At 61.1% G+C, this 25,345-nt stretch carries 23 protein-coding genes and 7 tRNA genes; 9 read left to right on the top strand and 21 right to left on the bottom strand.

Annotated features, from left to right (window positions below; all coding sequences use genetic code 11):
• Window positions 1-70 precede the first annotated feature (70 nt).
• Complete coding sequence (locus tag QKE52_RS01795) at window positions 71-934, bottom strand: acyl-CoA thioesterase II (protein ID WP_070516924.1); 864 nt, start codon at window positions 932-934, stop codon at window positions 71-73.
• A 118-nt stretch (window positions 935-1,052) separates the two neighbouring features.
• Here QKE52_RS01795 and QKE52_RS01790 point away from each other — a divergent pair, with 118 nt between their 5' ends.
• A complete protein-coding gene (locus tag QKE52_RS01790; RefSeq protein WP_347947945.1) occupies window positions 1,053-1,535 on the top strand; it encodes a DUF3817 domain-containing protein in 483 nt (160 codons plus the stop codon).
• 130 nt (window positions 1,536-1,665) lie between these two features.
• Complete coding sequence (locus tag QKE52_RS01785) at window positions 1,666-2,775, top strand: DUF2029 domain-containing protein (RefSeq protein WP_257995509.1); 1,110 nt, start codon at window positions 1,666-1,668, stop codon at window positions 2,773-2,775.
• Here the strand turns inward: QKE52_RS01785 and QKE52_RS01780 are convergent.
• The 16 genes from QKE52_RS01780 to QKE52_RS01705 form a co-directional block, all read right to left on the bottom strand.
• Window positions 2,760-3,218: a hypothetical protein gene (locus QKE52_RS01780; protein ID WP_347947943.1), complete on the bottom strand. Its 459-nt coding sequence runs from the start codon at window positions 3,216-3,218 to the stop codon at window positions 2,760-2,762. The genes QKE52_RS01785 and QKE52_RS01780 overlap by 16 nt on opposite strands.
• The gene (locus QKE52_RS01775; RefSeq protein WP_347947942.1) at window positions 3,219-4,319 is read right to left on the bottom strand and encodes a glycosyltransferase family 4 protein; all 1,101 of its coding nucleotides are present in this window, start codon (window positions 4,317-4,319) and stop codon (window positions 3,219-3,221) included.
• 16 nt (window positions 4,320-4,335) lie between these two features.
• A complete protein-coding gene (locus QKE52_RS01770; RefSeq protein WP_046648161.1) occupies window positions 4,336-5,238 on the bottom strand; it encodes a phosphatidylinositol mannoside acyltransferase in 903 nt (300 codons plus the stop codon).
• 63 nt (window positions 5,239-5,301) lie between these two features.
• Window positions 5,302-5,928: a phosphatidylinositol phosphate synthase gene (gene pgsA / locus QKE52_RS01765; RefSeq protein ID WP_046648162.1), complete on the bottom strand. Its 627-nt coding sequence runs from the start codon at window positions 5,926-5,928 to the stop codon at window positions 5,302-5,304.
• The gene (locus QKE52_RS01760) at window positions 5,921-6,499 is read right to left on the bottom strand and encodes an HIT domain-containing protein (RefSeq protein WP_046648163.1); all 579 of its coding nucleotides are present in this window, start codon (window positions 6,497-6,499) and stop codon (window positions 5,921-5,923) included. The genes pgsA and QKE52_RS01760 overlap by 8 nt, the downstream gene beginning before the upstream one ends.
• Before the next feature lie 45 nt (window positions 6,500-6,544).
• The gene (thrS, locus tag QKE52_RS01755; protein ID WP_046648164.1) at window positions 6,545-8,608 is read right to left on the bottom strand and encodes a threonine--tRNA ligase; all 2,064 of its coding nucleotides are present in this window, start codon (window positions 8,606-8,608) and stop codon (window positions 6,545-6,547) included.
• Window positions 8,609-8,701: 93 nt separating this feature from the next.
• The gene (locus QKE52_RS01750; protein ID WP_347947939.1) at window positions 8,702-9,985 is read right to left on the bottom strand and encodes a Dyp-type peroxidase; all 1,284 of its coding nucleotides are present in this window, start codon (window positions 9,983-9,985) and stop codon (window positions 8,702-8,704) included.
• Window positions 9,986-10,051: 66 nt separating this feature from the next.
• On the bottom strand, window positions 10,052-10,738 hold the full coding sequence (locus QKE52_RS01745; protein WP_347947937.1) for a copper chaperone PCu(A)C: 687 nt from the start codon (window positions 10,736-10,738) through the stop codon (window positions 10,052-10,054).
• A gap of 77 nt (window positions 10,739-10,815) precedes the next feature.
• Window positions 10,816-11,418 carry a copper resistance protein CopC gene (locus tag QKE52_RS01740; RefSeq protein ID WP_293777287.1) on the bottom strand — a complete coding sequence of 201 codons (603 nt, stop codon included), beginning with the start codon at window positions 11,416-11,418 and terminating at the stop codon, window positions 10,816-10,818.
• Between the two features lie 195 nt (window positions 11,419-11,613).
• Complete coding sequence (locus QKE52_RS01735) at window positions 11,614-13,602, bottom strand: VWA domain-containing protein (RefSeq protein WP_293777284.1); 1,989 nt, start codon at window positions 13,600-13,602, stop codon at window positions 11,614-11,616.
• 411 nt (window positions 13,603-14,013) lie between these two features.
• A tRNA-Gly gene (locus tag QKE52_RS01730) sits at window positions 14,014-14,086 on the bottom strand.
• 43 nt (window positions 14,087-14,129) lie between these two features.
• Window positions 14,130-14,201 (bottom strand) — tRNA-Val (locus tag QKE52_RS01725).
• A gap of 32 nt (window positions 14,202-14,233) precedes the next feature.
• Window positions 14,234-14,304: transfer RNA gene (locus QKE52_RS01720), tRNA-Cys, on the bottom strand.
• Between the two features lie 31 nt (window positions 14,305-14,335).
• Window positions 14,336-14,411, bottom strand: a tRNA-Gly gene (locus QKE52_RS01715).
• A gap of 38 nt (window positions 14,412-14,449) precedes the next feature.
• Window positions 14,450-14,521, bottom strand: a tRNA-Val gene (locus tag QKE52_RS01710).
• A gap of 61 nt (window positions 14,522-14,582) precedes the next feature.
• Window positions 14,583-14,658 (bottom strand) — tRNA-Gly (locus QKE52_RS01705).
• Between the two features lie 287 nt (window positions 14,659-14,945).
• Between QKE52_RS01705 and QKE52_RS01700 the strand changes: the two genes are divergently transcribed.
• The 5 genes from QKE52_RS01700 (at window position 14,946) to msrB (ending at window position 18,502) form a co-directional block, all read left to right on the top strand.
• A tRNA-Val gene (locus QKE52_RS01700) sits at window positions 14,946-15,020 on the top strand.
• Window positions 15,021-15,288: 268 nt separating this feature from the next.
• Entirely contained in the window at window positions 15,289-16,176 is an 888-nt protein-coding gene (locus QKE52_RS01695; RefSeq protein ID WP_102234151.1) for a TDT family transporter, read from the top strand.
• Between the two features lie 57 nt (window positions 16,177-16,233).
• Entirely contained in the window at window positions 16,234-16,884 is a 651-nt protein-coding gene (locus QKE52_RS01690) for a dihydrofolate reductase family protein (protein ID WP_144012932.1), read from the top strand.
• An 11-nt stretch (window positions 16,885-16,895) separates the two neighbouring features.
• Window positions 16,896-18,092: a glycosyltransferase family 87 protein gene (locus tag QKE52_RS01685; protein WP_347947935.1), complete on the top strand. Its 1,197-nt coding sequence runs from the start codon at window positions 16,896-16,898 to the stop codon at window positions 18,090-18,092.
• On the top strand, window positions 18,089-18,502 hold the full coding sequence (msrB, locus tag QKE52_RS01680) for a peptide-methionine (R)-S-oxide reductase MsrB (protein ID WP_070547092.1): 414 nt from the start codon (window positions 18,089-18,091) through the stop codon (window positions 18,500-18,502). The genes QKE52_RS01685 and msrB overlap by 4 nt, the downstream gene beginning before the upstream one ends.
• A gap of 34 nt (window positions 18,503-18,536) precedes the next feature.
• Here the strand turns inward: msrB and hemQ are convergent, their stop codons facing one another.
• Entirely contained in the window at window positions 18,537-19,238 is a 702-nt protein-coding gene (hemQ, locus tag QKE52_RS01675) for a hydrogen peroxide-dependent heme synthase (RefSeq protein ID WP_046648171.1), read from the bottom strand.
• 176 nt (window positions 19,239-19,414) lie between these two features.
• Here hemQ and QKE52_RS01670 point away from each other — a divergent pair, with 176 nt between their 5' ends.
• Both QKE52_RS01670 and QKE52_RS01665 read left to right on the top strand, forming a co-directional pair.
• Window positions 19,415-20,029, top strand: a complete 615-nt coding sequence (locus tag QKE52_RS01670; RefSeq protein WP_046648311.1) for a DUF3000 domain-containing protein — start codon at window positions 19,415-19,417, stop codon at window positions 20,027-20,029.
• 1 nt (window position 20,030) lies between these two features.
• Complete coding sequence (locus QKE52_RS01665; protein ID WP_293776981.1) at window positions 20,031-21,278, top strand: HRDC domain-containing protein; 1,248 nt, start codon at window positions 20,031-20,033, stop codon at window positions 21,276-21,278.
• Here QKE52_RS01665 and dxs read toward each other — a convergent pair.
• The 3 genes from dxs to QKE52_RS01650 all read right to left on the bottom strand — a co-directional run bounded on the left by dxs (window position 21,259) and on the right by QKE52_RS01650 (window position 25,302).
• Entirely contained in the window at window positions 21,259-23,187 is a 1,929-nt protein-coding gene (gene dxs, locus QKE52_RS01660; RefSeq protein WP_070679700.1) for a 1-deoxy-D-xylulose-5-phosphate synthase, read from the bottom strand. The two genes, QKE52_RS01665 and dxs, sit on opposite strands and share 20 nt — an antisense overlap.
• A gap of 113 nt (window positions 23,188-23,300) precedes the next feature.
• On the bottom strand, window positions 23,301-24,617 hold the full coding sequence (locus QKE52_RS01655) for a TRAM domain-containing protein (RefSeq protein ID WP_347947933.1): 1,317 nt from the start codon (window positions 24,615-24,617) through the stop codon (window positions 23,301-23,303).
• A complete protein-coding gene (locus QKE52_RS01650; protein WP_175973254.1) occupies window positions 24,604-25,302 on the bottom strand; it encodes a DUF3159 domain-containing protein in 699 nt (232 codons plus the stop codon). The genes QKE52_RS01655 and QKE52_RS01650 overlap by 14 nt, the downstream gene beginning before the upstream one ends.
• Window positions 25,303-25,345: the final 43 nt, after the last annotated feature.

The following is a 25,345-nucleotide window of genomic DNA, read 5'->3' as shown; positions in this document are numbered from 1 at the left end:
CTTGTCCTGGATCCACCGGAACAGGGGTCCGCGCGTGCGTCTCGCACGCCGTGGTGCTGACCCCCGGTGGCTAAACGTTTTGCCAATTCCCGTTGGCGCTTGAGCCTTCGGCGTCCGGATGCAGGATGCGCGTCAGGCCCTCCTGCATCGCCACGGCCAGTAGCTCGCCGCGCTGATTGAAGATCTTGCCCTCTGCTAGCCCCGTCCCGGTTTGTGCTGACGGGCTAGACTGCGAATACAACATCCACTCATCCACTCGAACTGGCCGCAAGAACCACAGAGAATGGTCCAGGCTGGCTAGCTGAATCCTCTCGCCCTGGTGCGGAAGCAATGCTGTACGAATCAGCGTCATGTCCGACATATACAGCAGCGCCGCCTGGTGGAGAGACTGGTCGGCAGTGGTAAGAAAGTCACCAGTGTTACGGAACCAAATATTCCTAAACCCGGCACCGGTGGTTTCCGCGGCAATCGCGTCGCGGTCCGCATCCGGGACAAGCCGCACGTCCCAGTCTTCCCACTCTTTCAAGATGATTCGGGTGGAATAGGGCGAGTCCTTAATACTCTCCGGTGGCGGCACCTGCGGCATGTCTGCTTGGTGCTCTGGACCACTGTCCCCTGGCGCTTGGAAACCAGCGCTGAGCATGAAGATCAAGCGTTCGTTTTGAAAGACCCGTACGTGTCGGTGCGCAAAAGAGCGGCCATCCCTAATCCGCTCGACCCGAATGGTGGTGGGAGCGCCAGAATCGCCCGGCCCCACGAAGTAGCAGTGCATGGAGTGGGCAAACTTGTCGTCAACGGTGAGCTGCGCCGCGCGGAGCGCCTGCGCCATGGTTTGCCCGCCAAAGGTGCGCGTAATAAGCGATGGAACCACAGGGCCGCGGAACTCGTCGTCGCCGATTCGCTCGAGGTCGACCGCCTGGGCCACCGTTGCCATGTCTTGCTCCCTTCCTTGTGCGTTGTGGCGTTCGCCGCGATATGGCGCCCGCCACACTAACCCCGACTATCCTACTCACGTGCTGATCCACCCCCGGAGGTTGCGTACTATATTCCGCATGACTTCAACCACGCCGCACAGCGTGCACCGCGTAGCCGCTTACCTGGAAATGGTCACGTGGGGATTGCTGATTCTCTCGATGATCCTCAAGTACTCGGGCACCACCGCAGCACTCACCCCACTTGCGGGAGGTATCCACGGCTTTGGCTTCCTGTGCTTTTTGCTCATGACGGCCCTGGTGTGGATTAACAACCGATGGCCAATGGGCATCGGGATCCTGGGCCTGGTTGTCACCGTGATTCCCTTCGCAGCATTGCCTTTTGCGCTGTGGGTTTCGCGGCGCGGGCTCGTTGCTGGTCCGTGGCGGTTTAGCGATGACGCGGAGCCGCAGAGTTTCTTCGACAAGCTCTTAGCCCAGGCCGTGCGCCACCCCGTCCGCACCGCGCTCATCGCGCTGCTCGTCGTTGCCGTAGTGTTTAGCATCCTTCTCTTTTTGGGCCCACCCGTCGACGTCGAATCCGCCATTGAAAATAATCGCTAAAGTCCCGACTATCTGGGCTGGATGGGTGCTGGCACGCCTTTTCCTTATCTACCTACTCGTCAACGAAACGGGGCCGCTCGGGGATGTCCGGTACTACCTCGCGGGCGTATACGGAGATAACCCCCGTGACATGACGGAATATCCCCAGGTGGGAACCTGGCCCAGCGTCCTCCTTGCGTGGATTACCGGCGACGACTTCGAGGCCTATGCCATAGGCTTTACGGCAATGGTGCTGCTTGCCGACGGCGCCTTCCTCGCCCTTCTCCTACGCCATCACCGTTCCAACCCCGGGGCATATAGCGCCGGATGGTTTTGGGTGTTCTTTGGCACGGCGGCAGGCCACGTTTTCGCGTGGCGGCTCGATCTCTATCCTGCCTTGCTGGTTGCCGGTGCGGGCGCGCTTCTGGCTACCCGCCCGCGGCTCGCCTCAGCTTTGTTGGCGTGGGCCACCGCCGCGAAGCTGTGGCCGGGGGTCCTCGCTGCGGGGCTCGTCGGGAGAGCAAACTCCCGCGATACCTGGCAACGGCTGGCCGCATTCTTTGGAAGCCTTCTTGCCCTGTGCCTCGGTGTAGCAGCGATGACCAGCGTGGATAGGGTTCTATCCCCGTTGACGTATCAAGGTGAGCGCGGTCTCCAGATTGAGTCTCTAGCCGCTACGTGGTTCGTGTACCAGGCGCATCGCCATCCTAATGTGTGGACGATGGGATACGCGGCCTCGAAGAGCTATGAGATCTCCGGTCCCGGCGTCGACACGGCACTCGCTATCAGCACCATCGCGACGGGCGCGGCCCTCGTGTGGATCGTGGGCGTAGCATTCGTGCACTTTCTACGGGGGTTCTGGAGCCCACATTCCACCGTGGTCTTTTTCATCGCGGCGATTCTGCTTCTCATCGCAACGAATAAAGTCTTCTCCCCGCAGTACATCGTGTGGCTCGGGCCGATACTAGCGGTGGCGCTTCGCTCCCCCGTCCCCAAGTCACCCGCCGGGCAACGGCAGAGGGCCGCCGATATCAAAGGGGTCCGCACCATCATGGCCGTCCTCGCCGTGGGAACAGCGGCTTTGGGAACCGTCATCTACCCCTATGGCTATGACTACATCTGGTTCTATGTCGGTGAGGACCCCAACCCGGTGCGTGCCCTCGTACTGCGCAACCAGCTCATCCTCGTGATGGCTGTACTGGCTCTCTACTGGCACCGCCTCGAGTATCGCGCAGCGCGAGCAGCTCACATGTCGATCTGACTTAGTTCGAAAAACTCAGGCAGCTTCGCTGTTCCCCCCAAGCGCAGCAGCTTGACAGCGGGGCGCAACCGCAACGCACGAATATCGCTGACTGCTTCGTTGTAGAAGCGGTGAGCTAGGTGAATGCGCCCTTCGGCGTCGGCAAGCAAGGCCGGGCGTGATTCAAAGCGCTGCTGGATGGCTGCGGACAACTCCCGCTCCCGGGTGGCACGCTCATCGAAATTCCCCTGTGCTAACTCGGTAGACTCCGCCCGCGCCGCAATGCCCTCGAGCTCCGGCGCCAGCGCGCTCACGACCGCCGCACGGCGGTCGAGCGTGGACTCCAACTGCGCTAACGCCGCATCGGTGCGGATGTGGAGGGAGTTGAGCCGCTGTGCTGTGTACAGGGCCCACATTCCGAGCACAATCGCCAGAGCAAGGATGATGACAACTTCGATCGGCATTTAAGACACACGCACCTTTGTTCCGTCCGCTACCGTTTCATAGACGCGCATTACGGCTGCGGCCACATGGTCCCAATCGTATTCGCGAGCCCTCTCCATTCCCGCTGCGGTCAAGGCGTGCCGCTTGTCGGAATCACTCACCACATCGTGCAGCACGCGGGCTAGATCCGTGGCATCACCGTTACGGAACAAAGCACCGGCGGGTGTGTCCGAATCGACGTTGCACACCGCGGCGAAGGCCTCCAGATCTGAAGCCACGACCGCGCAGCCGGCGGCCATCGCCTCAACGAGGACGATGCCGAAACTTTCGCCTCCAGTATTGGGAGCCACATAGATATCGGCGCGCCCGAGGATGGCTGCTTTCTCGGCATCGCTGACCCGGCCCACGAATTCAACCCCTGGGGCGCTTCGCGGGTGCCCTCCTCCCATGACCGTCACGCGGACGGGCTCTGGGAGAAGCGTCAGGGCCTCGAGAAGAATGTCCAACCCCTTGCGCGGTTCATCGAGGCGTCCCAAAAACACGATTTCAATCTCCGAATCGCGTCGCTCACGCTCAGCCCGCTCCCGCTCGAGGGCATACACGGAGGTATCCACGCCATTGGGGATAAGCACGGGGTCACCGCCAAGCTGCTCCACCTGCCAGCGCCGCGCCATTTCCGAGACCGCGATCCCGCCCCGGACCTTTTCCAGATATGGGCGCAGGAAAGGCTTGGCTAGGGTCAGCGCGAGAGAACTGGAGGCGGATGCATGGTACGTCGCCACGATCGGCCCGCGCGCCAGTGCCAAGGCTGCCATGGAATAGCTTGGGGAGTTCGGTTCGTGAATGTGGAGGATGTCGAAGTTGCCCTCGCGGATGAAGCGCTTGATGTTGCGGCGCACGTGCGGGCCGATGGACAGGCGGGCCACGGATCCGTTATAGGTGATCGGCACCGCCCAGCCTCCCTTGCGCACGAAGCTGGGGACCTGCGTGCTTGCCGACGCCGGCCCCAGCACCTCCACAAAATGGCCCTGTTCAATAAAAACAGTAGCTAGGTCAAGGATGTGGGCCTGAACGCCGCCAGGTTCGTCGAAGGAATAGGGGCAGATGATACCGATCCGCATGATGTGTTCTGCCTTTCTATTTCTTCGCGCGCGCCGCCCGCCGGCGTTCTACGTCGGCGTTCCAATGCGGCTGCAGCATGTGCCAATCCTCTGGATGCGCTCGGATGTTTTCTGCGAAGCCTTCTGCGAGCCGCTGGCAGGTCTCGTGAAGAGTGGTAACTTCCACCTCGGGGCTGACGGACAAGCCCCATTCCTTACCATCGAACCATGAGTGCACCACGTGGAGGGCCGCTCCCGTCTCGATGGCGAGTTGGGCGGGGCCTGCGGCAACGTTGGCTTCTTCGCCCATGAAGTCTACCGGCACACCAGTGCGTGTGAGGTCACGCTCGGACAACAAACACACCACGCCACCGCGCTCCAGGGTGTCTTTCAAACGCGGAAAAGGCGAGGAACTGCCGCCGGTCAGCGGCAAGACGGTAAAGCCAAGGCTCTCGCGGTAGTCCACAAAAGCGTCGAAAAGCGCCTCGGGTTTTAGGCGCTCGGCCACGGTGGTGAATCCGCCATAATGACCCACGCAGAAAACACCCGCCATGTCCCAATTGCCGGAGTGTGGAAGGGCGAAGATCACCCCGCGGCCCGATGCCACGGAGGCGTCCGCGTGCTCCTTGCCGCGCAGCCCTGCCAATAGGCGTTTCTGCAGCTCGGGGTCCGAGTGGATGGCAGGCAAGCGAAAGGCCTCGAGCCAGTAACGCATGTAGGAACGCATCGAGTCACGCACCAGCTCGCGCGTCACGTTTTCGGCGCCCACCACGCGGCTGAGGTTGCGGCGCAGCTGCTCCATGCCCTTGCCATTGTCGCTGGCCAGATCCGCGCCGCGCTCAAACAGCCAGGCAGCCAGTGGCTGTGGGAGAAAACGTACAACTTTCCAACACGCGATGTACGCGGCGGCCGTCAGGCGTTCACGATCCACTAGAGCCACGGTTGAGAAGCCTTTCTGTGCGGGCCGGGGTCGGGTGCCGGCTGAGCGGAGCGATTACTTAGGCTAAAGATCCTTCTTGAAACGCGCTTTAGTGTCCTGGCGCGCCGCTTGGCGCATGCGCTGGTAAATGGTGAAGACAGAACCGACAGCTAGGAGCCAGAGCGAGACTTCTAGGGCATAAGGAACCCCCAGTCCCTCCAGACCCACGCCGCCGAGGCCCAGAATCAGGCGCTCGGGGCGCTCGACGAGTCCGCCGACCATCTTAAAGCCGGAGGCCTCACCGCGCGCCTTGACATAGGAAATGACCTGGGAGCTCACGAGCACCACCATGCAGGCGGCGAAGTTAAGCGGGTGAGCATTGTCGACGTACACCATCCAAAAGGCAATCGCTGCGAACAATGCGCCGTCGGTAATGCGGTCACAGGAGGCGTCGAGAGTAGCTCCGAAGTTGGAACCGCCCGTAGTCAGGCGTGCCATGGTGCCGTCGAGCATGTCGAAGGCTGCGAAAAGCCCCGAGAGTAGCGCTGCGGCGAAAAGGTGGTCGAGCGGGATGAGGATGACCGAGATAGCAATGGTGACAATCGTCCCCACGATGGTGACGATATTGGGGGTCAGGCCCATCTTGAGGAAGAGCTTGGCCACTGGGACCACAACCACGGCGGCGGGCTTGCGCCCATGAACACTAAGCATGCGCTTCTCCTAAGATGATTCCCTCGGCGGCGAGCTCTGCCCACCCCTGCGCCAGCAGGGAGCGGGTGTCCTTGAGGAGCTGCGGCAGCACTTTGACGCCGTCCACGATAGTCATGAAATTAGAGTCCCCGCTCCAGCGCGGAACAATGTGCATGTGCAGGTGCTGCCCCACCGATCCACCGGAGGCGCGCCCCAGATTGAATCCAGCGTTGACGGCATCGGGGCCGGAGACCTTCTTCAGAACCCGGATGGCTGCTTGGGCAAACTGGAAGAGCTCACGGGATTCCTCCTCGGTGAGGTTTTCCAGTTCAGATTCTTGACGGTACGGAATGACCATCATGTGCCCAGCATTATAGGGATAGAGGTTGAGAACACAGTAGACAAGCTCGCCGCGGGCCACGATGAGCCCGTCCTCGTCCGACATCTGTGGAATCTCCACGAACGGATTGTGGGCTTTCTTCGGCACGTCGCCGGCGCCGCCCTCACGCTTGATGTAGCTCATGCGGTACGGCGCCCACAGGCGCTCTAAGCGGTCGGGGGTTCCCAGGCCGGTATCGACGTACTCTCCCACTCTGTATGTTCTCCCTTTCTAGCCTCTGCCTAGATGCATATGCACCTAGACGCGCTCGGCGATGCTGTCCTTGGTCGGTTGTTCGTTATTGCGCTCACGAACCCACGCCTCGATGACGTTGATTGCCGCCTCAACCGGCACACCGTTGACCTGGGTGCCGTCGAGGAAGCGGAAGGAGACCGCACCCGCTTCGACGTCACGCTCACCGGCCAGAAGCATGAATGGCACCTTGCCGGTGGTGTGGTTACGGATCTTCTTCTGCATGCGGTCATCGGAGGTATCCACGTCAGCGCGCAGGCCGCGTGCGCGCAGCTGTGCACAAACTTCCTCGAGGTGCGGGGCAAAGGTATCAGCGACTGGAATGCCCACCACCTGGTGCGGGGCCAGCCACGCCGGGAATGCACCCGCGTAGTGCTCTAGGAGCACGCCAAAGAAACGCTCGATGGAGCCGAAGAGCGCACGGTGAATCATGATCGGGCGCTGCTTGGAGCCATCCGACGCCGTGTACTCGAGCTCGAAGCGCTCGGGCAGGTTGAAGTCCAGCTGCACGGTGGACATCTGCCAGGTACGGCCGATGGCATCGCGAGCCTGAACGGAAATCTTCGGGCCGTAGAAGGCCGCGCCTGCCGGGTCCGGGACCAGCTCAAGGCCGGACTTCTCCGCTACAGACTGCAGGATCTTCGTCGAGCGCTCCCAGATCTCATCCGAGCCAACGTACTTGTTCGGGTCTTTGGTGGACAGCTCAAGGTAGAAGTCATCCAGGCCGTAGTCCTTGAGCAAGGAAATGATGAACTCCAGAACCTTGGTCAACTCTTCTTCGAGCTGCTCCGGGGTGCAGTAAATATGCGAGTCATCCTGGGTAAAGCCGCGAGCGCGGGTCAGGCCGTGGATAACGCCAGATTTCTCGTATCGGTAGACCGTTCCGAACTCAAAGAGGCGCAGCGGCAACTCGCGGTAGGAACGGCCGCGGGAGGCGAAGATGAGGTTGTGCATTGGGCAGTTCATCGGCTTGGCGTAGTAGTCCTGCGGCTGCTTGGTGCAGTTGCCATCCTCGTCCCACTCACCGTCGAGCTGCATCGGCGGGAACATGCCATCCGCGTAGAAATCCAGGTGACCGGACTTCTTGAACAGGTCTCCCTTGGTCAGGTGCGGGGTGGACACGAAGGAGTAGCCGTCAGCGATGTGGCGGCGGCGGGAGTGTTCTTCCATCTCCATGCGCACGGTAGCGCCATTGGGGTGGAAGACGGGGAAACCGGAACCAATCTCATCCGGGAAGGAGAACAGGTCCAGCTCAGCACCCAGGCGGCGGTGGTCACGCTTTTCAGCTTCTTCCACCATGGTCTTGTAGGACTCCAGGGCCTCCTTGGATTCGAAGGCGGTGCCATAAATGCGCTGCAAACCAGCCTTGGACTGGTCACCGCGCCAGTAGGCAGCAGAGGAACGCGTCAGGGCAAATGCCGGGATGTACTTGGTGGTCGGCACGTGCGGGCCGCGGCAGAGATCGAACCACTCCACCTCGCCGGTGCGCGGGTTGACGTTGTCATAGTGGGTCAGATCTCCGGCGCCCACCTCGGCGGCCTCATCGGAATCTGGGTCCACGTTGCCCTTGTCCTGGACCAGCTCCAGCTTGAAGGGCTCGTTGGCCAATGCCGCCTCAGCCTCCTCGGTGGTGGCATAGACGTGGCGCTCGAAGCGCTGGCCGCCCTTGATGATCTTCTTCATACGCTTCTCAATGGCCTTGAGGTCCTCTGGGGTGAAGGGCTCAGCGGTCTGGAAGTCGAAGTAGAAGCCATTCTCGATGGCCGGGCCAATGCCCAGCTTGGTGCCGGGGAATTCCGCCTGTACTGCCTGGGCCATGACGTGTCCGCAGGAGTGGCGGATAACGGCGCGGCCATCTTCCTCGCAGGCAGCAACCGGGGTGAACTCGGCGTCCGTGTCCGGGGTGTGGGAAAGGTCGTAGAGGGTGCCGTCGGCGCCGCGGACGACGACAACTGCTTCGGGGCCCTTGTTGGGCAGCTCATGCTCGCGCATCGCTGCTCCCACGGCAGTCCCGGCCGGGACCGTGATCGGGTCGTAGTTCACCGGGACTGCTGGAATCATTTCCGCCATGACTTGGTGCGCTCCTTTGCGCTCACGCGCCACTCGACATACCTGGCCGAGCAGCACTCATCGAGAAAGTTACAGCGGCTTAGTCTACCCCTCTTAACTGCGTATGAGCGACTCGCCCCAGAAGGTTTCGCCTTCAGTTCCGGCTGGCATGAAGTACACGGCCGAACCAATGTGGGTGATCCACTCGTTGAGCCGATCAGCTTCGTCAAGGCGCGCCTGAATAGGCTCGAACTGGGTCGTAGGGTCCTTCTGGTAGCAAATAAAGATCAACCCGGCGTTGCTGAGCTCACCGCGCTGGGTGGTCTCCGGAGTCGGCGGCAGGTTGTAGTTATACGGGCGACGCAACAGTTTTTGCTCTGGATGCTCCGCCGGCGGATGCGCTCTGGCGACATGAGAGTTCTCATCAATGGCTTTGAGCCCAAACTCGTTGCGGGCGTCCAAATCCACCGGGTCGAACTCGTCCTTAGCACCTATAGGAGCTCCGGTATCGAGAGTGCGCCCAGTCGAGTTCTCACGTGCTGCGCGATCAAGCTGCTCCCATGTGTCCAGGTTCATGTGGATGCGGCGTACCACCATGGCGCTGCCGCCGGCGAAGGGGCCATCTTCGATCCACACCTGCTCGTTGAAATCTTCATCGCTGCGGGGGTTGACCGTGCCGTCTTTCTGCCCGAAGAGATTGCGTGGAGTTGCTCCCTTCGGTGCCGAACCATAGGCATGGCTGAATCCCTGCTGAATCCACGCAACGTCGGCGTAATCTTTGCCTGCGCGGGTCATATGCCGCAACACGAAGGCGGCAGTGAAAGGATCATCGCTGCAGATCTGCAGGACGATATCCGTCTGGCCCCATTCCGGGCGGAGGTCATCATGGTCAAAAGCCTGGATATCGCGCAGCCAGCTGGGCTTGGCGACGTCCACCGTGTCGAAAAATCCCTCTCCCCAACCGCACGTGACGGTGAGGTTTGCTGGGGTGGTAGACAATTCGGGTTCGAGGCTGCCCAACGGGTTCTCACCGGTGCAGAGGCGACGGGCGTCCTCCGTCCACAGGCGCATCAACGCGGCCGCGCCGCGAGCGGTGGTGTCCTTCTTGAGGTTAAAGCCCACCAGCTCCACGTGCGCCTGGACCGGAGTTTGGATGCCTGCTTGGTGCTTGCCGTCGAAGGCGACGATATCGCCACCCATGGTCTCCTCGCGGTTTTCCGGGCCTGTGCTTCCGGCGTCCCCAGCCTGCGCTGCGCGAGAGGCATCCGCGGAGGCATCCGCAGATGCCTGTCCAGGTTCATCCCCTTTCGCACAGCTTGCAAGCGCTACCGCGCTTGCCGCCACAGCACTTCCGGCGAGCAGTCCACGCCGACTGACAGGTTCTGCGAACCCGCTCATCTTTGATTTCTCCCTATCTCGTGAGAACCGATTTCTTGCCTACCTTGACCCAGAGCACGCTGGTTTCTAGTGGGCGTGCTCTTCTTTCTTCATGTCAGACATGTCTGCGGATTCCGAGTGGTCCATGTGCTCTGCATGGTCCATGGATCCGTGGTCCATATCGCCGTGGTTCATGTGGCCCATGTCGCCGTAGTCTTCATCGCCGGCACCAATGGTGCGCACCGGGATGTCACCGAGTTCGATCGTGGAACCGTCGGCAAGCTCCAGCGTCAGGGTTGCGGTCTCACCGGCCATGACGGGCTCGGTCACGCCCATCAGCATGAAGTGGAAGCCACCCGGCGCGAGCTCAATGGATTCGCCGGCAGGGATATCGAAGCCGCCTTCCTTCTCCTGCATGACGCCATCGACAACCTCATGGATCTCATAGTGCTTCGCCTTCACCGAAGAGCTGAAGCCAACCACGTTGATGTCCTCATCAGTGTCGTTGCGGAGCGTGCCGAAGATAGCGGTCATATCGGAGTCCTTCTCCATCGCACGCACGACAGCGTCCTCAAAGGTGACCCCGGACTCAGCAGAATCGGAAGCCGACGCACTGGAGTCCGCTCCCTGTTCTGCACTGCTGTCAGCGCTGGCCGCAGCGCTCGTCGCGGTAGCTGTCGAGTCCTCCTCGCTCGGCGAGCAACCGGCCAGGCCGAGGCTGACAGCTGCGACAGCCACCACGGAGGTACGGAGGAAGGAACGGGATTTCAGCATGGGACATGCCTTTCTGCAGTAATTACATGAAGGGGATGAAGTGGATTGGCTCGCGCGTCATCGAGGCCCTGTGTGACCTAGCCCTCGCCATCGGCGCGACGAGTTTTCGCCCCGAAGGCGAAGACTGCCGCACCGACGACGAGAACTGCCCCGATACCAATGATCCATTTAGCAGCTGCGGGCAGGGAGCTCAGGGGGTCCTGGGAGTCCTCTGCACCGCCGTCTTCCGCGGCAGCATCCGCGTCACTTTGGCCAGAGGCTCCAGACGACCCATTGCCTGCCTCCCCTCCGGCAGCACCGGAAGCCACGCTGAACGGCACCGAGCCGAGTGTGGAGTGACCGTCGGAGGAGGTAATGCGAAAACCTACTTGGTATTCGCCGTCACCAGGTTCGATGTCCTGGGGAACCTCAATGGTGAGGTTTCGTCCGTCAATGGTGGGTGTGGCATCAAAGAGCACGTCGCCGGAAGTTGTATCACTCACGGCGAAAGTGTTGAAGTCATCCCGAGGAATGCCAGAGAACTCCAGCGTGATTTCACGGGGGAATTCTTCCAGCGGTGCGTCACCTACCACGTTGCCGCCAATAACTGAGTCATGTGCCGCGGCTAGTGGCGCGGACAGCCCAATCACGAGGCTCGCGGCCCCAGCGGCGACTACTGTGGTGACCTGACGCAACTGCATTTCTTGGATGACTCCTTGATGGCGTGATGAAACTTTTGATTGAAGGTTCCCTCATCCTATCGCTGGGAGGGATCTCCTAGCCAATCCTTAACCCCACGTGGAGTGCGTGGGGTTATCAAGTAGTCGTTGCACGCGATAGAAAAGTTCCCTATGCCTACTCAAGCCGTCATTCTGCCGTAGTTCCCGCAGGTAGCACTAGTGTCTACGCCCGCGAAGAAGGATGACCACCAAGATGATGACGGCAAGCGCAATGATGCCCAAGGCTGCGGCCAAGAGAAAACCTAGGGTGCCAAGGCCCAAGCCTTTATCCTCGTCGGAGCTTGCTGCTTGGTCCGTCTTGTCTTTCGCTCCTTCTTCATCGCTCTTTGGGGCCTCAGTCTCGTCCTTAACCGGCTCATAGATGGGACCTTGGATTGGGTCTCCCAAGACCTTGGTGGTGAGGGCGTACTTCATCGTGGCTCGCTTGCCGTTAAGCACGTCATCTTCTTTATTGGAATCCGATCCCGCATCCAGAGTAACTAGGACATAGTAGTCACCCTCTAGCCAGTTGGCGCGAGCTTGCGCTCCGTTGGGGGCACTGTCACCGAAGCGATTCGTATAGGCTGTCGGACTCTCCGAGTGGGTACTGGCTTCATCGCCTTCCTTTGGCCACGTCATGGATTCACTCTTACCGGCACGCTCCCGCACGGGGTTGAGGATCTCCACATTCATGTGCGTGTACTGTAAAGCATCCTCATCGGAGACCTCCCCCACCTTTAGGGCAGCGGCTAGCTGCTGACCTTCCTTCATGGGAACTTTGAAGACTTGCGCCTCACCGAGCACGATGTCGGTCTCGATGGTGTTTCCGCTTTGCAGCTCAGTGGCATCGGCGAACCAGCTGGCCGCGCGGACCTTCTCTGCTCCTTCAAAATTGGCGTGAAGTTCTCCCTCTATTTCGCTGTCCAGCCCGCTGACTAGGTCATCAATGTTGGTCACTGGGTCGATTCGACGAACAAGGATCTCCACATCTAGAGGCTCATCGGCCTTATAGGTCATCGCTCGCATCGCGGTTAAGACGATTTCATCGTCAGGGCATTTCTCGGAGCCCATCTCCCGGGTAAAGGCACTCGCGCTAGGCAAAGCATCTGAGCGAATGGAAGTATGGAAAGAGTCCTGATCGGCTGTGCACTCAATGGAGCCTTGTTCACCGCCATGATTTCCGGTTGGTGGCTCGGCACCGTCACCGAAGAAAACCTTCATTCCGAGACTTCGCGGCCTCACCACCGCGCCGTCCAAAGTCTTGTATATTGACGCTACATATCGCTCCCCTGGCTTGACGGGGATAGACCACGACTCAGCGTGAAAATCCTTGTGAGAGTCCTCGCCGCCGTTCGGCGGGGCATCCAGTTGCGCACGGAAGATGAAATCCTCACCAGACTCCCAGCGTGGAAGCGGCGTTGGTTGACTGATATCTTCGCTGCCTTCAATCTGTTCGACATCGGATTGGTAGATGTCCGCAGCGCGTCCGGCGGCCTTCTTAATCATCGCTGCCAGGGAATCTGCATCCCCGGCATCGAGATACTCGCCGCCTGCGGCATCTGCAATGCAGGAAAGCTCCTTGCGGGCTTCCTCGTCAACATTGAAGCCAATGGTGTTGATGACGAGATCAACGCCCTGCTCGTGAAGCTCTTTGGCTACTTCACATACTGGCGGCGGCGCACAGGTATCAATCCCATCCGATACAAGGACGATCGTTCCGTGCTGACCGCCCAACTCCTCGGCGGCCTTCTTCAGGGAATCACCAATCGGGGTATACCCCTTAGCTTGAAGGTCATCGATTGGCCCAGTGAAAGAATCCCCCACGTCCTCCTTAGGCCCACTCACCACGTGGATATCACGGCATCCGGCTTCCTGATTCTCAGGGGCTTCGTCGACCGTGCCACCATACGTGACGAGTCCCAACGGAATGGTGCCGCCGAGTTCGGAGACGAACTTCTTCGTTGCGTCCTTCGCGGCATCAAGGCGGGTCTGCCCGCCAGCATCCTGGACATTCATAGAGCCCGAAGAGTCGAGCACAAGCATCGTCGCACCGCTCTGTGCATCTGCTGAATCTCCACTCGGTGCAGACCCGGAGTCAGCCGCGGACTCCGAACTAGGCTCTTCGCTGCGCGTGACGCCCGTTGGATTCTGTGCAAACGCTGGCACGGCTATCGCGCTAAGAAATGCGAGAAGCGCAACGGCGAAAACGGCGAAAAAGGTGCGTACTGCGCTCTGCCTGGAAGGCAAAAACGGGGCGAATGCTCTCATGATGTCCATTTCTTTGAGATGACAAGTCTGTGAGAAACATCATAAATGGCTGGCGAAAAGCTCGGCCACCGACGGGGAAAGGTCCCCTTCCAACACGCCCCCCACCTCAAACCTGGACATCTCCCAGGCAAGCTCCCGGGCAAACTTATCCAACCTGAGCGTTCACGGTAAACAAGGCCTCAAAAATCTGCGATTTTGTGCCACTATCTACCGTGAATGACCCCGAACCCAGGCAAACCCTTACCCCCAAACGCAAGGGCGAAGAAATTGAAAAAGTGCCCCTCCATAGTGGAGGGGCACTTTCGCCGGAGCGGATGACGAGACTCGAACTCGCGACCCTCACCTTGGCAAGGTGATGCGCTACCAACTGCGCTACATCCGCGTGACGAGCTCTCGCTCGTCGCGGGCTCCAAGTGGAAACCCTGTGCGCGATACTGGGATTGAACCAGTGACCTCTTCCGTGTCAGGGAAGCGCTCTCCCGCTGAGCTAAACGCGCTCGCAGCGCCCTGCGTTGGGCGCCAGCTTTTGAGGTGGAAACGGGAATCGAACCCGTGTGCACGGTTTTGCAGACCGTTGCCTCACCACTCGGCCATTCCACCGTGGCGATACCGCCTCACACACTACATGTGCTGGAGCGGATGACGAGACTCGAACTCGCGACCCTCACCTTGGCAAGGTGATGCGCTACCAACTGCGCTACATCCGCATTCGAAACCAGGCCCGGTTTCTAGGACAAAGTCCTTGTGCGCGATACTGGGATTGAACCAGTGACCTCTTCCGTGTCAGGGAAGCGCTCTCCCACTGAGCTAATCGCGCATATGTATTTATCAAGACCCTCCACTCACTTATGCCAAAAAGTTTGGCGTCAAGAAGGTCTTGGAGCGGATGACGAGACTCGAACTCGCGACCCTCACCTTGGCAAGGTGATGCGCTACCAACTGCGCTACATCCGCATTGCACGTTCCCGGCCGGTATGCCGTGGTGCGAGAAGAAACTTTATCGTGCGCCGCCGTAGTTTCCAAATCCGCAGCCCACGGCACTAATCCCCAGACTCCCCAAAGCCTGCGGATTACATCAGTGTGATTGAGACTGCGGTTACAGCGAGCGGCAGCGATGGCAACAGGAAGCCCTGGACCGACCCCACCACGACACTAACACCCACACAGACAGTTTAAAGCGCGTTTGAGCTGGACGATTAGGGGGTTACCACACGCGCGGTGTACCTTAAGTGCTGCACCGAGGTTCTATAGCTCAGTGGGAGAGCGTTCCGTTCACACCGGAAAGGTCGCTGGTTCAATCCCAGCTAGAACCACCATCATAACTGCAGGTCAGAGACCTCCGGCATGAGGTACAAGCCTTCGCGTGGATACTATATGGATTATAAATCTACATTCATGGTTTCTCGCGGGGCGTTTTCTCATTGTGCCTCATCTTGGCCACAAGGGCTAGACGAAAACCTCAACGCGTTGGGGACACGGCACGGTTACACAAGACTGCATGACATTGAACCTGTCCCCCTCGCACACTTATCCGATTGCTCCATAAGGGTTCGATAGCAACAAGTGCAGGAATAGGGTGATTTTGTGCGGTTGCCAAAGTGTGGCCCGGCCTGGGCGGGCGCCTTGATGGGTACCTCGATTGCATCGACTTTGTCGGGGTTGCATGGTTTAGGCGTAGCGCAGTTCGTCTTCGCTTTTATCGCAGCGGTGCTGCTGGTGATTTTTACCGCGGGGACGAAGAATGAGCCTCCCCGGCACCAGAACATGGCGGCGTGGGGCATGTACACGATGGGGCTGCTGGCGTGCGGCTCGGCATGGACCGCGTTGACTGGAAGCAATGCCTTCCAGTTGGCAAGTTGGTGGATTGGTGCACCGCTATCGGTGGTGGTCTGTTTGTGGCAGCTATGGGGGTTGTTCAAGCAGCCGCACCTCTACGACAAGCCCGCTTTTCCTTGGGGCCTGGCACTTGTTTCTCCCATGGTGGCGGCGACCTCCGCAGGTCAGTTGGCTATGAACCACGGGCAGTTCTACCACTTTGCCGGCGAGCTATGCTTCTTCCTCACGTTCATCACCGCAATTCCACTATTCGCCTACTGTTACTGGTCCCTTGTACAACGCCGAGAAAGGCCGCGCGGGGCAGCTGCAGGTACAGCGTGGATCCCGCTCGGCGTGGTTGGACAGTCAACGGCAGCCTCGACACTGCTTTTTGACGCCCACCTCTACGGCATCATCATGTTCATCATTGGAGCACCCTGCGTCGCATTCGCAATGTACTGCTTCTACCGAGCGGTCTTCGAGTGGACTCCCTACAGCCCCGGCTGGTGGGGCTCGACCTTCCCGGTCGGAACACTGTGCCTAGGTTCATGGAATGAAGGCTGGCACCGGTTGTCCTTCGTTCTCTTGGTGCTCTTATTGCTCCATTGGGGAGCCTGCGCGCTGCGCTTCGGCACATGGCGGCTCCAGCGCGCCTAATGGCATGAGATCCACTTCCCCAGGCAGTAGCCACCCTTTGCGGTACCGTGGGGCGCCATGAGTGACACTGCGCTGATAGAACGCCTACTGGGGCCAGACCGAGAAGGAATCCGCTTGATTGCGGTGAGTACGCTCCACGGCTCCGCCACCATCGATGGCACTTCCGGTCCCATGGGTAACGACACTGACGCCGAGCTCTTGGCGGCTTTACGCGAGTGGTCCGATATTGCCGTCGTCGGCTCAGCCACGGTGAAGGCGGAGGAATATGGGCCGTCGACAAGCACGCGCCTCGCCGTGCTTAGCCACTCCCTCGATTTTGCCGGTTTCGAGGATTTCATTGCAGCAGGCCCCATCGTGCTTACCCCGGCAGAGCGCGCGTCTTCGCCCGAGGCACAGCGCTTGGCCGACGCCGGCGCCGAAGTCATCAGCACAGGTACCGGAACCATGAGCGAGGCTGTTTCAGCTCTTCACGCTCTAGGCGCGCGCCGCATCAGTTGCGAAGGTGGCCCATCCGTTTATTCCGCCTTTATCGCAGAAGGCCTCGTCGACCAGCTTTATCTGACGCTCGATCCGCACCTTTCCCCTTCCGTCGAAAAGCCCGTCGTCGACGGCGAGGCCACCTCCCCCGCGCTCAAGCTCGAGCTGGAGAACGTCGACACCGTCGACAGCACGGTGTTTCTGCGCTACCGGCGCGCACAAACCCCGTAAACTTTGCTGCCGTGACTTCTCCGGCTCCCTCATTCCCAGCTTCCGCGCGACTGTGGACGGCCGCCGCGTGGCCCGCCGCCATCGTCTTAGTCCTTCACCGCGTGTTCGTGCTCGCTGTTAACGGCTCGGTGACTGATGACTTCGGCACCGTCTACCGCGCGATCCGGAGGTTGTGGGAAGGCAACCCGGTTTATGAACAGAACTATTCCTTCGTGGAACCGCTCTACCTGTATAACCCAGGGGCCACCGTCCTGCTGTCTCCCTTAGGACTCGTGTCTGAGGAACACGCGCGCATCGCCTTCATTCTGGCCAACGCCGCTGCCATCGTCGCTGCCTTGGCTCTGCTGACCCGCTTCGTAGGTCACAGCCTGCGGGGCCCGCTGTTACCGGTGAGCATCGCCGCTGCCTTCGCTACCGAATCAGTCATCAACACGTTGGTCTTTACCAACATCAATGGCTTGTTGCTGCTCGCGATGGTGGCGTTTCTGGTCTTGTTGGACAAGCACGGATGGGCCGCCGGGCTGTGCATCGGTCTGGCAATTCTGGTCAAGCCACAGTTTGCCCCGCTGCTCTTCCTCGCCTTGGTGCGCAAACGCTGGCTCACCTTAGGTCTGGGTGTAGCTGTACCGCTGGTAGCCAACCTTGCAGCTTGGCCGTTCGTCCCCGGCGTGGAGGGCTTCCGCGCCAACCTTCTTCCTTACCTGTCCACCACGCGCGACTACGCCAACGCCTCATGGCCGGGCGTGCGCGCTTACTTCGATCTCCCCGGCGTCATCTACTACCCCATCTGGATCCTTTTCGCGGCGCTAGCCGCAGTGGCGATCCTCGGTCTGCTGCGCTGGCGCGACAGCGAGCCGACCTTCTGGGCGCTGAGCACCAGTGGCGCCATCATGGTCGGGATCTTCTTTCTTTCCTCCCTGGGTCAGCAGTACTACTCCATGTGGCTTATCCCCATGCTGTTTACGGTGGTGCTGGGCCGCGCAGTGTTCCATTCGTGGGGAGCATGGCTCGCGGCATTTTTATTCTTGGCGCCGCTCGAGTGGACGTCGACAAGCATGCCCACCGCCGCACACTGGATGAGCGTCTTCATCGCCACCATCGGGTGGGGCCTGCTCATCGTCGTGACCGCTGCCTCCGTGGCCGGCTGGTGGAGCGCGGAGCGAGGCACTAGCCCCAAGCCTCAGGCGAGCGATAAACTCCCTGCATGACTGATTTCAAGCTCATTGCCGATACCGAATGGCGCCAGCGCCTGAGCCCTGAGGAGTACCACGTCCTGCGCGAGGCCGGCACCGAGGCACCGCACGTCGGTGAATACACCAACACCACTACCGAAGGCGTGTACTCCTGTCGAGCCTGCGGCGCCGAGCTCTTCCGCTCCACCGAAAAGTTTGAATCGCACTGTGGCTGGCCGTCCTTCTTCTCCCCCTTGGCTGGCAACGCCGTCATTGAGCGCGAAGATAATTCACTGGGCATGCGCCGCATCGAAGTGCTGTGCGCCAACTGCGAGTCCCACCTAGGCCACGTCTTCGAAGGCGAGGGATACGATACGCCGACGGACCTGCGCTACTGCATCAATTCCATCTGCCTCAACCTAGAAGAAAAGCCGGTCGAGGACTAAACCCTCAACCGGCTTCCGGCGCTATAACGACCCTTTAAGGCAAAATCGCGATGAGCTCAGCCACATCCTTCACGCGGCGACCGGTGTGGAAGGGAATCTCCTCGCGCACGTGGTGGCGCGCCTCGGTGTAGCGCATGAGGTACATCAGATCCACGATGCGGTGCAGTTCCGGGGCCTCAAAGGCCAGGATCCACTCGTAGTCACCCAGCGCGAAGGCCGGCACGGTGTTCGCGCGCACGTCCGGATAATCACGCGCCTGCATGCCGTGCTCCATGAGGATGCGGCGGCGCTTTTCCTCGTCCATGGTGTACCAGTCGTAAGAGCGCACGAAGGGGTAGACGGAAATCCACTCACCGGGCTCCTCGCCCATGATGAAGGACGGCAGGTGGGACTTGTTGAACTCCGCCGGGCGGTGCAAGGCGTTTCCTACCCACGTCACCTCAGAGACCTGGCCCAGGACGGTCTCGCGGCGGAAGTCCGCGAAGGCCTTCTGGATGTCGGCGAATTCCTCAGCGTGCCACCAGATCATGAAGTCAGCGCTCTCCCGCATTCCGGACAGATCGTAGATACCGCGCACGGTAACCACGCCTGCTTCCTCGAGCTCAGAGAAGAACTTCTGCGCCTGCGCGACGATCTCCTCGCGCTCAGTGCCCAGCGCCCCCGGGATGACCTGGAACACCGCGTGCTGCGAGTAGCGCTGGACCTTGTTGAGCTCGGCGAAGTTGACCTTCGACATGCCTCTCTCCTTTTTTCAACCGACAAAGTTTCTTATCCATCATAAGTTGGAGACGCCCTCGCGCGCCACTAGCCTTTCGGCGCGCCTTCCACCGCCACACGGGCGGAGCTTATACCTTGATCCCCGTGAGCAATTCCGACGTTTCTTCGCGCAACCTTGCAGGGGCACCGACCAACCTGCACGATCGCGCCGCCGCCTCTCCCGCCGAATCGCGCCCCGCAGAACCGAGCACTCCGGCTGCCTTCACGGAGGCCGTCGAGTCCCTCCACGCTGCGCAGCTGCGCCCAGAAATCACCTTGGGCACCATCCGACCCCCGCAGCGACTGGCCCCGTTCAGCCATGCCATTGGCCTGGAGGTTGAGCGTCACGAGCAGGAGGAGGCTATCCCCACCGACTCTGAGGGTGATGCCTTCGGCCGCCTTATCCTGTTGCACGACCCAGGCGCTGAGGAAGCCTGGGAAGGTGCGATGCGCCTGGTGGCCTACATCCAGGCAGACTTGGAGGATGCCGTAGCCGGAGACCCGCTGCTTCCCGACGTCGCCTGGGAGTGGCTCACCGAATCCCTCGACGTGCGCGAGGCAACACACACCAACCTCGGAGGTACTGTCACCTCGACTGCTTCGGTGCGCTTCGGCGAGATCGGAGGCCCGCCGCGAGCCTATCAGCTGGAAATGCGAGCTTCCTGGACCGCAGCCGACTTGGATCTTGCCCCACACGTCGAGGCTTTTGCACAGGTGCTTTCTCTCGTCGCAGGCCTGCCGCCCGAAGGCGTCACCGAGCTCGGGCGCTAACATGAGCGAACTGCGCCAGGTCCCCGTCGACGGCACGCCGAAAGTCCTGCTTTCTCCCCGTGAGTTCCAGGCGGGTGCCGCGCGCCTGGCCGCGGGGACTGGACCCTTCGCCATTGATACCGAACGCGCGTCGGCCTACCGCTTCGATGACCGCGCCTTTCTAGTGCAAATTCGCCGGGAAGGCGCAGGCACGCTTTTGTTTGCCCCGGAGAATCGTCGGCATGAACTGAGTTCCGCGCTAGCGCCGGTGCTCAACGGTCAGGACTGGGTAGTCCACGCCGCTCCTTCCGATCTTCCCTGTCTGGCCTGGCTGGGGCTACACCCCGGAACACTGTTCGATACCGAACTCGCCGCCCGCTTCGCCGGTTTTGCACATCCCAACCTGGGGGCGATGGTGCTGGAGCTGTTCGACGTCGAACTGGAAAAAGGTTACGGGGATTCCGATTGGTCCCAAACCCCCATTCCCCGGACATGGCGCAACTACGCGGCGCTCGACGTGGAGCTGCTCAACGAGCTTGCTGTGACGTTGCGCGACATCCTTGCGGAAGAAGACAAACTCGACTGGGCCTTTGAAGAATTCGACCGGATCGTCGACGAGCACGCCGGGATTACCGGCCCTGAGCCTCGAACATGGCGGGAGCTGAAAGGCGTCTCTTCGCTACGCACACGCGAACAGCTCGCCGTGGCTCGCGAGTTGTGGCAACGCCGTGAATCCATCGCACGTTCCCAGGACATCGCCCCCAACCGGGTGCTGCCGCACCGCGTGCTCGTGGACATAGCGCGCCGCGTGCCTCGCACCCCGCACGACATCAATCAGATTAAAGGGTTCCCCCGCCGCCGCGGTGGGGCTACGTTGCGCTGGCTCGATGCCGTCACGACTGCGCTGGATAGCCCGCGCCAGCAGTGGCCAAAGCCGCTGCGCAGCCCCCGCCCGGTGCCCTCCAAATCAGTATTTAACCGGGATTTTCCCGAGCTGTGGCAGCTCTACTGCGAGATCCGCCATGACTTCGAGGACCTCGGTGACGAACTGCGCATGAGCTACGAGCTGATCCTCAAACCCAGTCTGATACGTACAGCGGTGTGGGCAGCGTTCGGGCCAGAAGGCGGCGTCGCGGGGGAGATCGCAAAAGATGCCGATATCCCCGATTTCCTGCGTTCTCAGGGCGCGCGCGACTGGCAAGTCAAGCTGGCCACGCCGCTCTTGCAGCGCGGGTTAACCCGGATGCGCTCTACTCCCCCGCGCTCTTAGCAGACTCCTCAGCATCGCGTGCAGCTACCCACTCACGCACTGAGTTCGCGATGCCTTCCGGGGTCAAGCCAAAGTCCTCGAGGATTTCTCCACGGCTGGCATGCTTGGGGAAGCAGCCGGGTACGCCGAGCCTGTGTACCGGAGTGTCCACATCGGCGGCGTCGAGGGCCTCGGCCACCATGGACCCCACACCGCCCCGCAGGATGCCATCCTCCACCGTCACCACGAGATCGTGATCGGCCGCCAACGCGATGATGGATTGCGGTACCGGTACCGGCCAGCGCGGGTCCACGACGGTCACGTTGAAGCCTTGGGCTTCGAGCAGCTCAGCTGCACCCAGGGAACGCGCGCTCATGGCACCGACGGCGACGATAAGCACATCAGTAGCTTCCTCCGCAGAAGCAGCGGCATCGGAATAGCTCAGGATGTCTACCCCGTCATCGAGCCGCTTGAGTTCGTCGCGGTCATCAAGGAGGTTGCCCTTGGGGAAGCGCACCACGGTCGGGCCATCCTCGATTGCGATGGCTTCGTTAAAGAGTTCCCGCAGGCGGGCACCATCGCGCGGGGCGGCGATGCGCATGCCGGGGACGATGCTCATGAGCGCCATATCCCACACACCGTTGTGTGAAGCACCATCAGAGCCCGTAACACCGGCGCGGTCGAGGACAATGGTCACTGGCAGCTTGAGCAGCGCAATGTCCATGATGACTTGGTCCACCGCACGGTTGAGGAATGTAGAGTACACCGCTACCACCGGGTGCATCCCGGCCAGCGCCAGACCGGATGCAGAAGCCATGGCATGCTGCTCAGCGATGCCGACATCAAAGAAGCGCTCCGGGAACTCCTCCTGGAAGGGGGTTAGCCCCGTCGGCCCAGCCATGGCGGCAGTAATGGCGACGATGTCCTCGCGGGCGTGGCCGGCCTTGATCAATTCTTCCGAGAACGCCGCGGTCCACCCCGGTTGCTTCTGTCCCTTGGATACACCGGTGACCGGGTCGATGGCGCCGGTGGAGTGCATCTGGTCCTTCGGCTCGTTGACCGCAGGAGCAAAGCCATGCCCCTTCTCGGTGACCGTGTGCACGATGATGGGACCGTCATAGTCGCGGGCGTAGCTCAGCGCCCGCACAACTGCCTCAATGTCGTGGCCGTTAATCGGGCCAATGTACTTGATGCCCAGCTCCGGGAACATCTCCGTGGGCATGACGGTCGACTTCACACCCTCCTTGACCGCGTGCAATGCATCAAAGGTGCGCTCGCCTACCCAACCCATGGACTTGAGGCGCTTCTTGCCCAGCGCCATGAACTCGTCGTATCCGTGCTGCGCACGAATGCGCCCCAGATTCTCTGAGAGGCCACCGATCGTCGGCGAATAGGAACGCCCATTGTCATTAACGATGATGACAACGTTGCGGTCCTTGTCGGCAGAAATGTTGTTGAGGGCTTCCCAGCACATGCCGCCGGTAAGGGCGCCATCGCCCACGACCGCCACGGCATTGCGGTGGGATTCACCCCGAATCTTGAAAGCCTTGGAGAGCCCGTCCACCGTGGATAGCGCTGCCGAGGCGTGCGAGGATTCGGTCCAATCGTGTTCTGACTCTGCGCGATCCGTGTAGCCGGACAAACCGCCCTTCTGACGCAGAGTATCGAATTGGGAGGCGCGGCCCGTGAGCATTTTGTGCACGTAGGACTGGTGTGACGTGTCGAAGACGATGGGATCGCGCGGGGAATCGAAGACGCGATGGATCGCCACCGTGAGCTCCACGACGCCCAGGTTAGGGCCTAGGTGGCCGCCTGTAGCGGACACCTTCTCAATAAGGCGCTGACGGATTTCCGCCGCGAGCTCAACCAGTTGCGTCTTGCTCAGGGCTTTAAGATCGCCTGGTGATTGAATGGAATCCAGAATGCCCATAGAGCTTGCCTTAAACCCCTTCATCGATCGTTTTCTTCTTTACCACCGTACCCGTTGACACGCGTGACGCGTCAATCATTGCCCGACCACTCCCGCGGCGCCCCCTGTGCGCCCTAGGCCAGTGGAACCAGGAGTGCCAGGGTTTCAAAGTGATGCGTTCCGGGGAAAGCATTCACCATGGCGAGGCGCTTCGCGCGGTAACCATGCTCCGACCAGGCAGCCAAGTCCCGGGCGAACGTAGCGGGATCGCAACCGATATGCAGGATGCGTTGCGGCTTTGCCGCGGCGACAGCGGCCACCACGTCGTTACCAGCACCGGTACGCGGCGGATCCAAAATCACCGACGCCGGCTGCGGAAGCTGGCTGGCCACCTGCTCCACCTTGGCTGTGCGGAAGTGCACGTCAATGCCTGCGAGTCCCGGCTGCGCTGCCGCTGCTGCTCGCGAATAGTCGACGGAATACACGGTTGTGTGCCCGCCCTGGGGCGCGGTGACCTCTGCGAGCGCGGGAACGAACAGGCCAACGCCGCCATACAAATCCCAGGCCACTGCATGTACAGCGGACTCGTCCGCTGCCTCAGGTTCACCGCCGTTCCCGTGGCCTTCTGCGCCGAGCCACTCGCGTGCAAGGCTGGTGTAAACGTCCGGTGCTCCGACGTGCGCCTGCCAAAAAGCGGTGGGCGGGAAGCGGAACTCGTGGCCGTCAGCACGCTGCACCACGTTCTCAGTTGGCGCATCAATGACCTCTCGAATGGTCTCGATTCGCCGCCCCCGCGGCGCCTTCCGGGTTTCCACGACGTGCCTATTGCCGTCGCTATCCATGACCGCGATTACCTCTGCACCTGGATTAAAGGTACGGGCATCAGGCCCCACTAGGCCGTCGACGAGCCCCGGAATCAGCTGGCTGCACGCAACGTCGGTGACGAGCTCCGTGGAGCCACGCTTGCGCAGACCAGCACGGCCCTGCTTGTCGACGCCCAACCGCACCCGCGTACGCCACCCGCGATGCGGTGCCACATCGATGGTCTCGACGTCGGGAGCATCCTCGATGTGAGCCACGCGGCGCAGCTGATCGAGCAAGACTGTGACCTTGATGTCTGGCTCCGCCGCGGGATCGAGCTCAGCGAAGTCACAACAGCCGGCGCCACGCTGCGCGGCCGGGCACGCAGATTCGACACGGTAGGGCCCAGGTTGTACGACGGAACTCAGCGCGGCTTCCACAAAGGACTTCTTCACCTTGGTCGCAGTCACCGTGACATGGTCGCCGGGGAAGGCTCCCGGGACGAAGCACACGCGCCCGTCGGGGGCCGCCCCGATTCCGACACCGCCGTGCCCCATACGTTCGATGGTGGTGTCGAATGACTGCCCTTTGCTCAGGCTTCCGGCAGCGGCGCTCTGATCTTTCGCGGAGTTGTGATCAGTCGCGGTCATGGATCTTCTCCTTAGAGTTGTCGCCGCCCTGCGACGTAGTGTCGCCGCCCTGTGCTTCCTCCACGGCGGCATTCGCGCGGCGCACCATCCAGATAGTGAGGAGGGTGACAATACCCGTTAACGGCCAACCCATGAGAATGCGGACGATACCAAGCGTTGTGGTGGCATCGGCATCGTAGAGCGCGCGTTGCACCGCAAAACGGGCGATGAACACCGTCGCCCACCCGGCGGTGGCATAGGCATAGGAGCGTCGTGCTCGTGGCACAGTGCGCCACCCCATGTCCTCACCGTTGAGGCCTTTCCATACCACGCCGACAAGCGGCCAGCGCAGAATAATGGAAACGACCGCGACGATGAACAGCACGAGCGACATCCAAATTCCGTAGAGGAAATAGCCTTTGGCATCCCCGGTAAACCACGCGATTCCGGCGCAGATGGCCACGCCCAGCAGACCAGAAAAGGCTGGTTGCAGGGTTTCCTTGCGGGCCAGGCGCCACAGGCTGATAGCCAGCGCCACGCCCAGTGCCGCAACAAGCGCCGGCCCCAACCCCCAGACGTTGTTGACCGGAATGAGAACCAGCACGGGCAGGGTCGCAGACACGAGCCCGGTCAGCCCACCCATCTGGTCGAGCAACGACGGCTCCGGATCAGCTTCTGTCGACACCGTCTCTTGTTCCGCCGCCATGTCGGCGCCAGGATTCGAGGATGGCTCAGGGGCAGGTTCAGTA

Origin of the sequence: Corynebacterium sp. c25Ua_47 (assembly GCF_039907205.1) — a bacterium.
In the GTDB taxonomy this organism is placed as follows: Bacteria; Actinomycetota; Actinomycetes; order Mycobacteriales; family Mycobacteriaceae; genus Corynebacterium; species Corynebacterium hiratae.
This window is presented reverse-complemented; position numbering and strand designations above follow the sequence as displayed.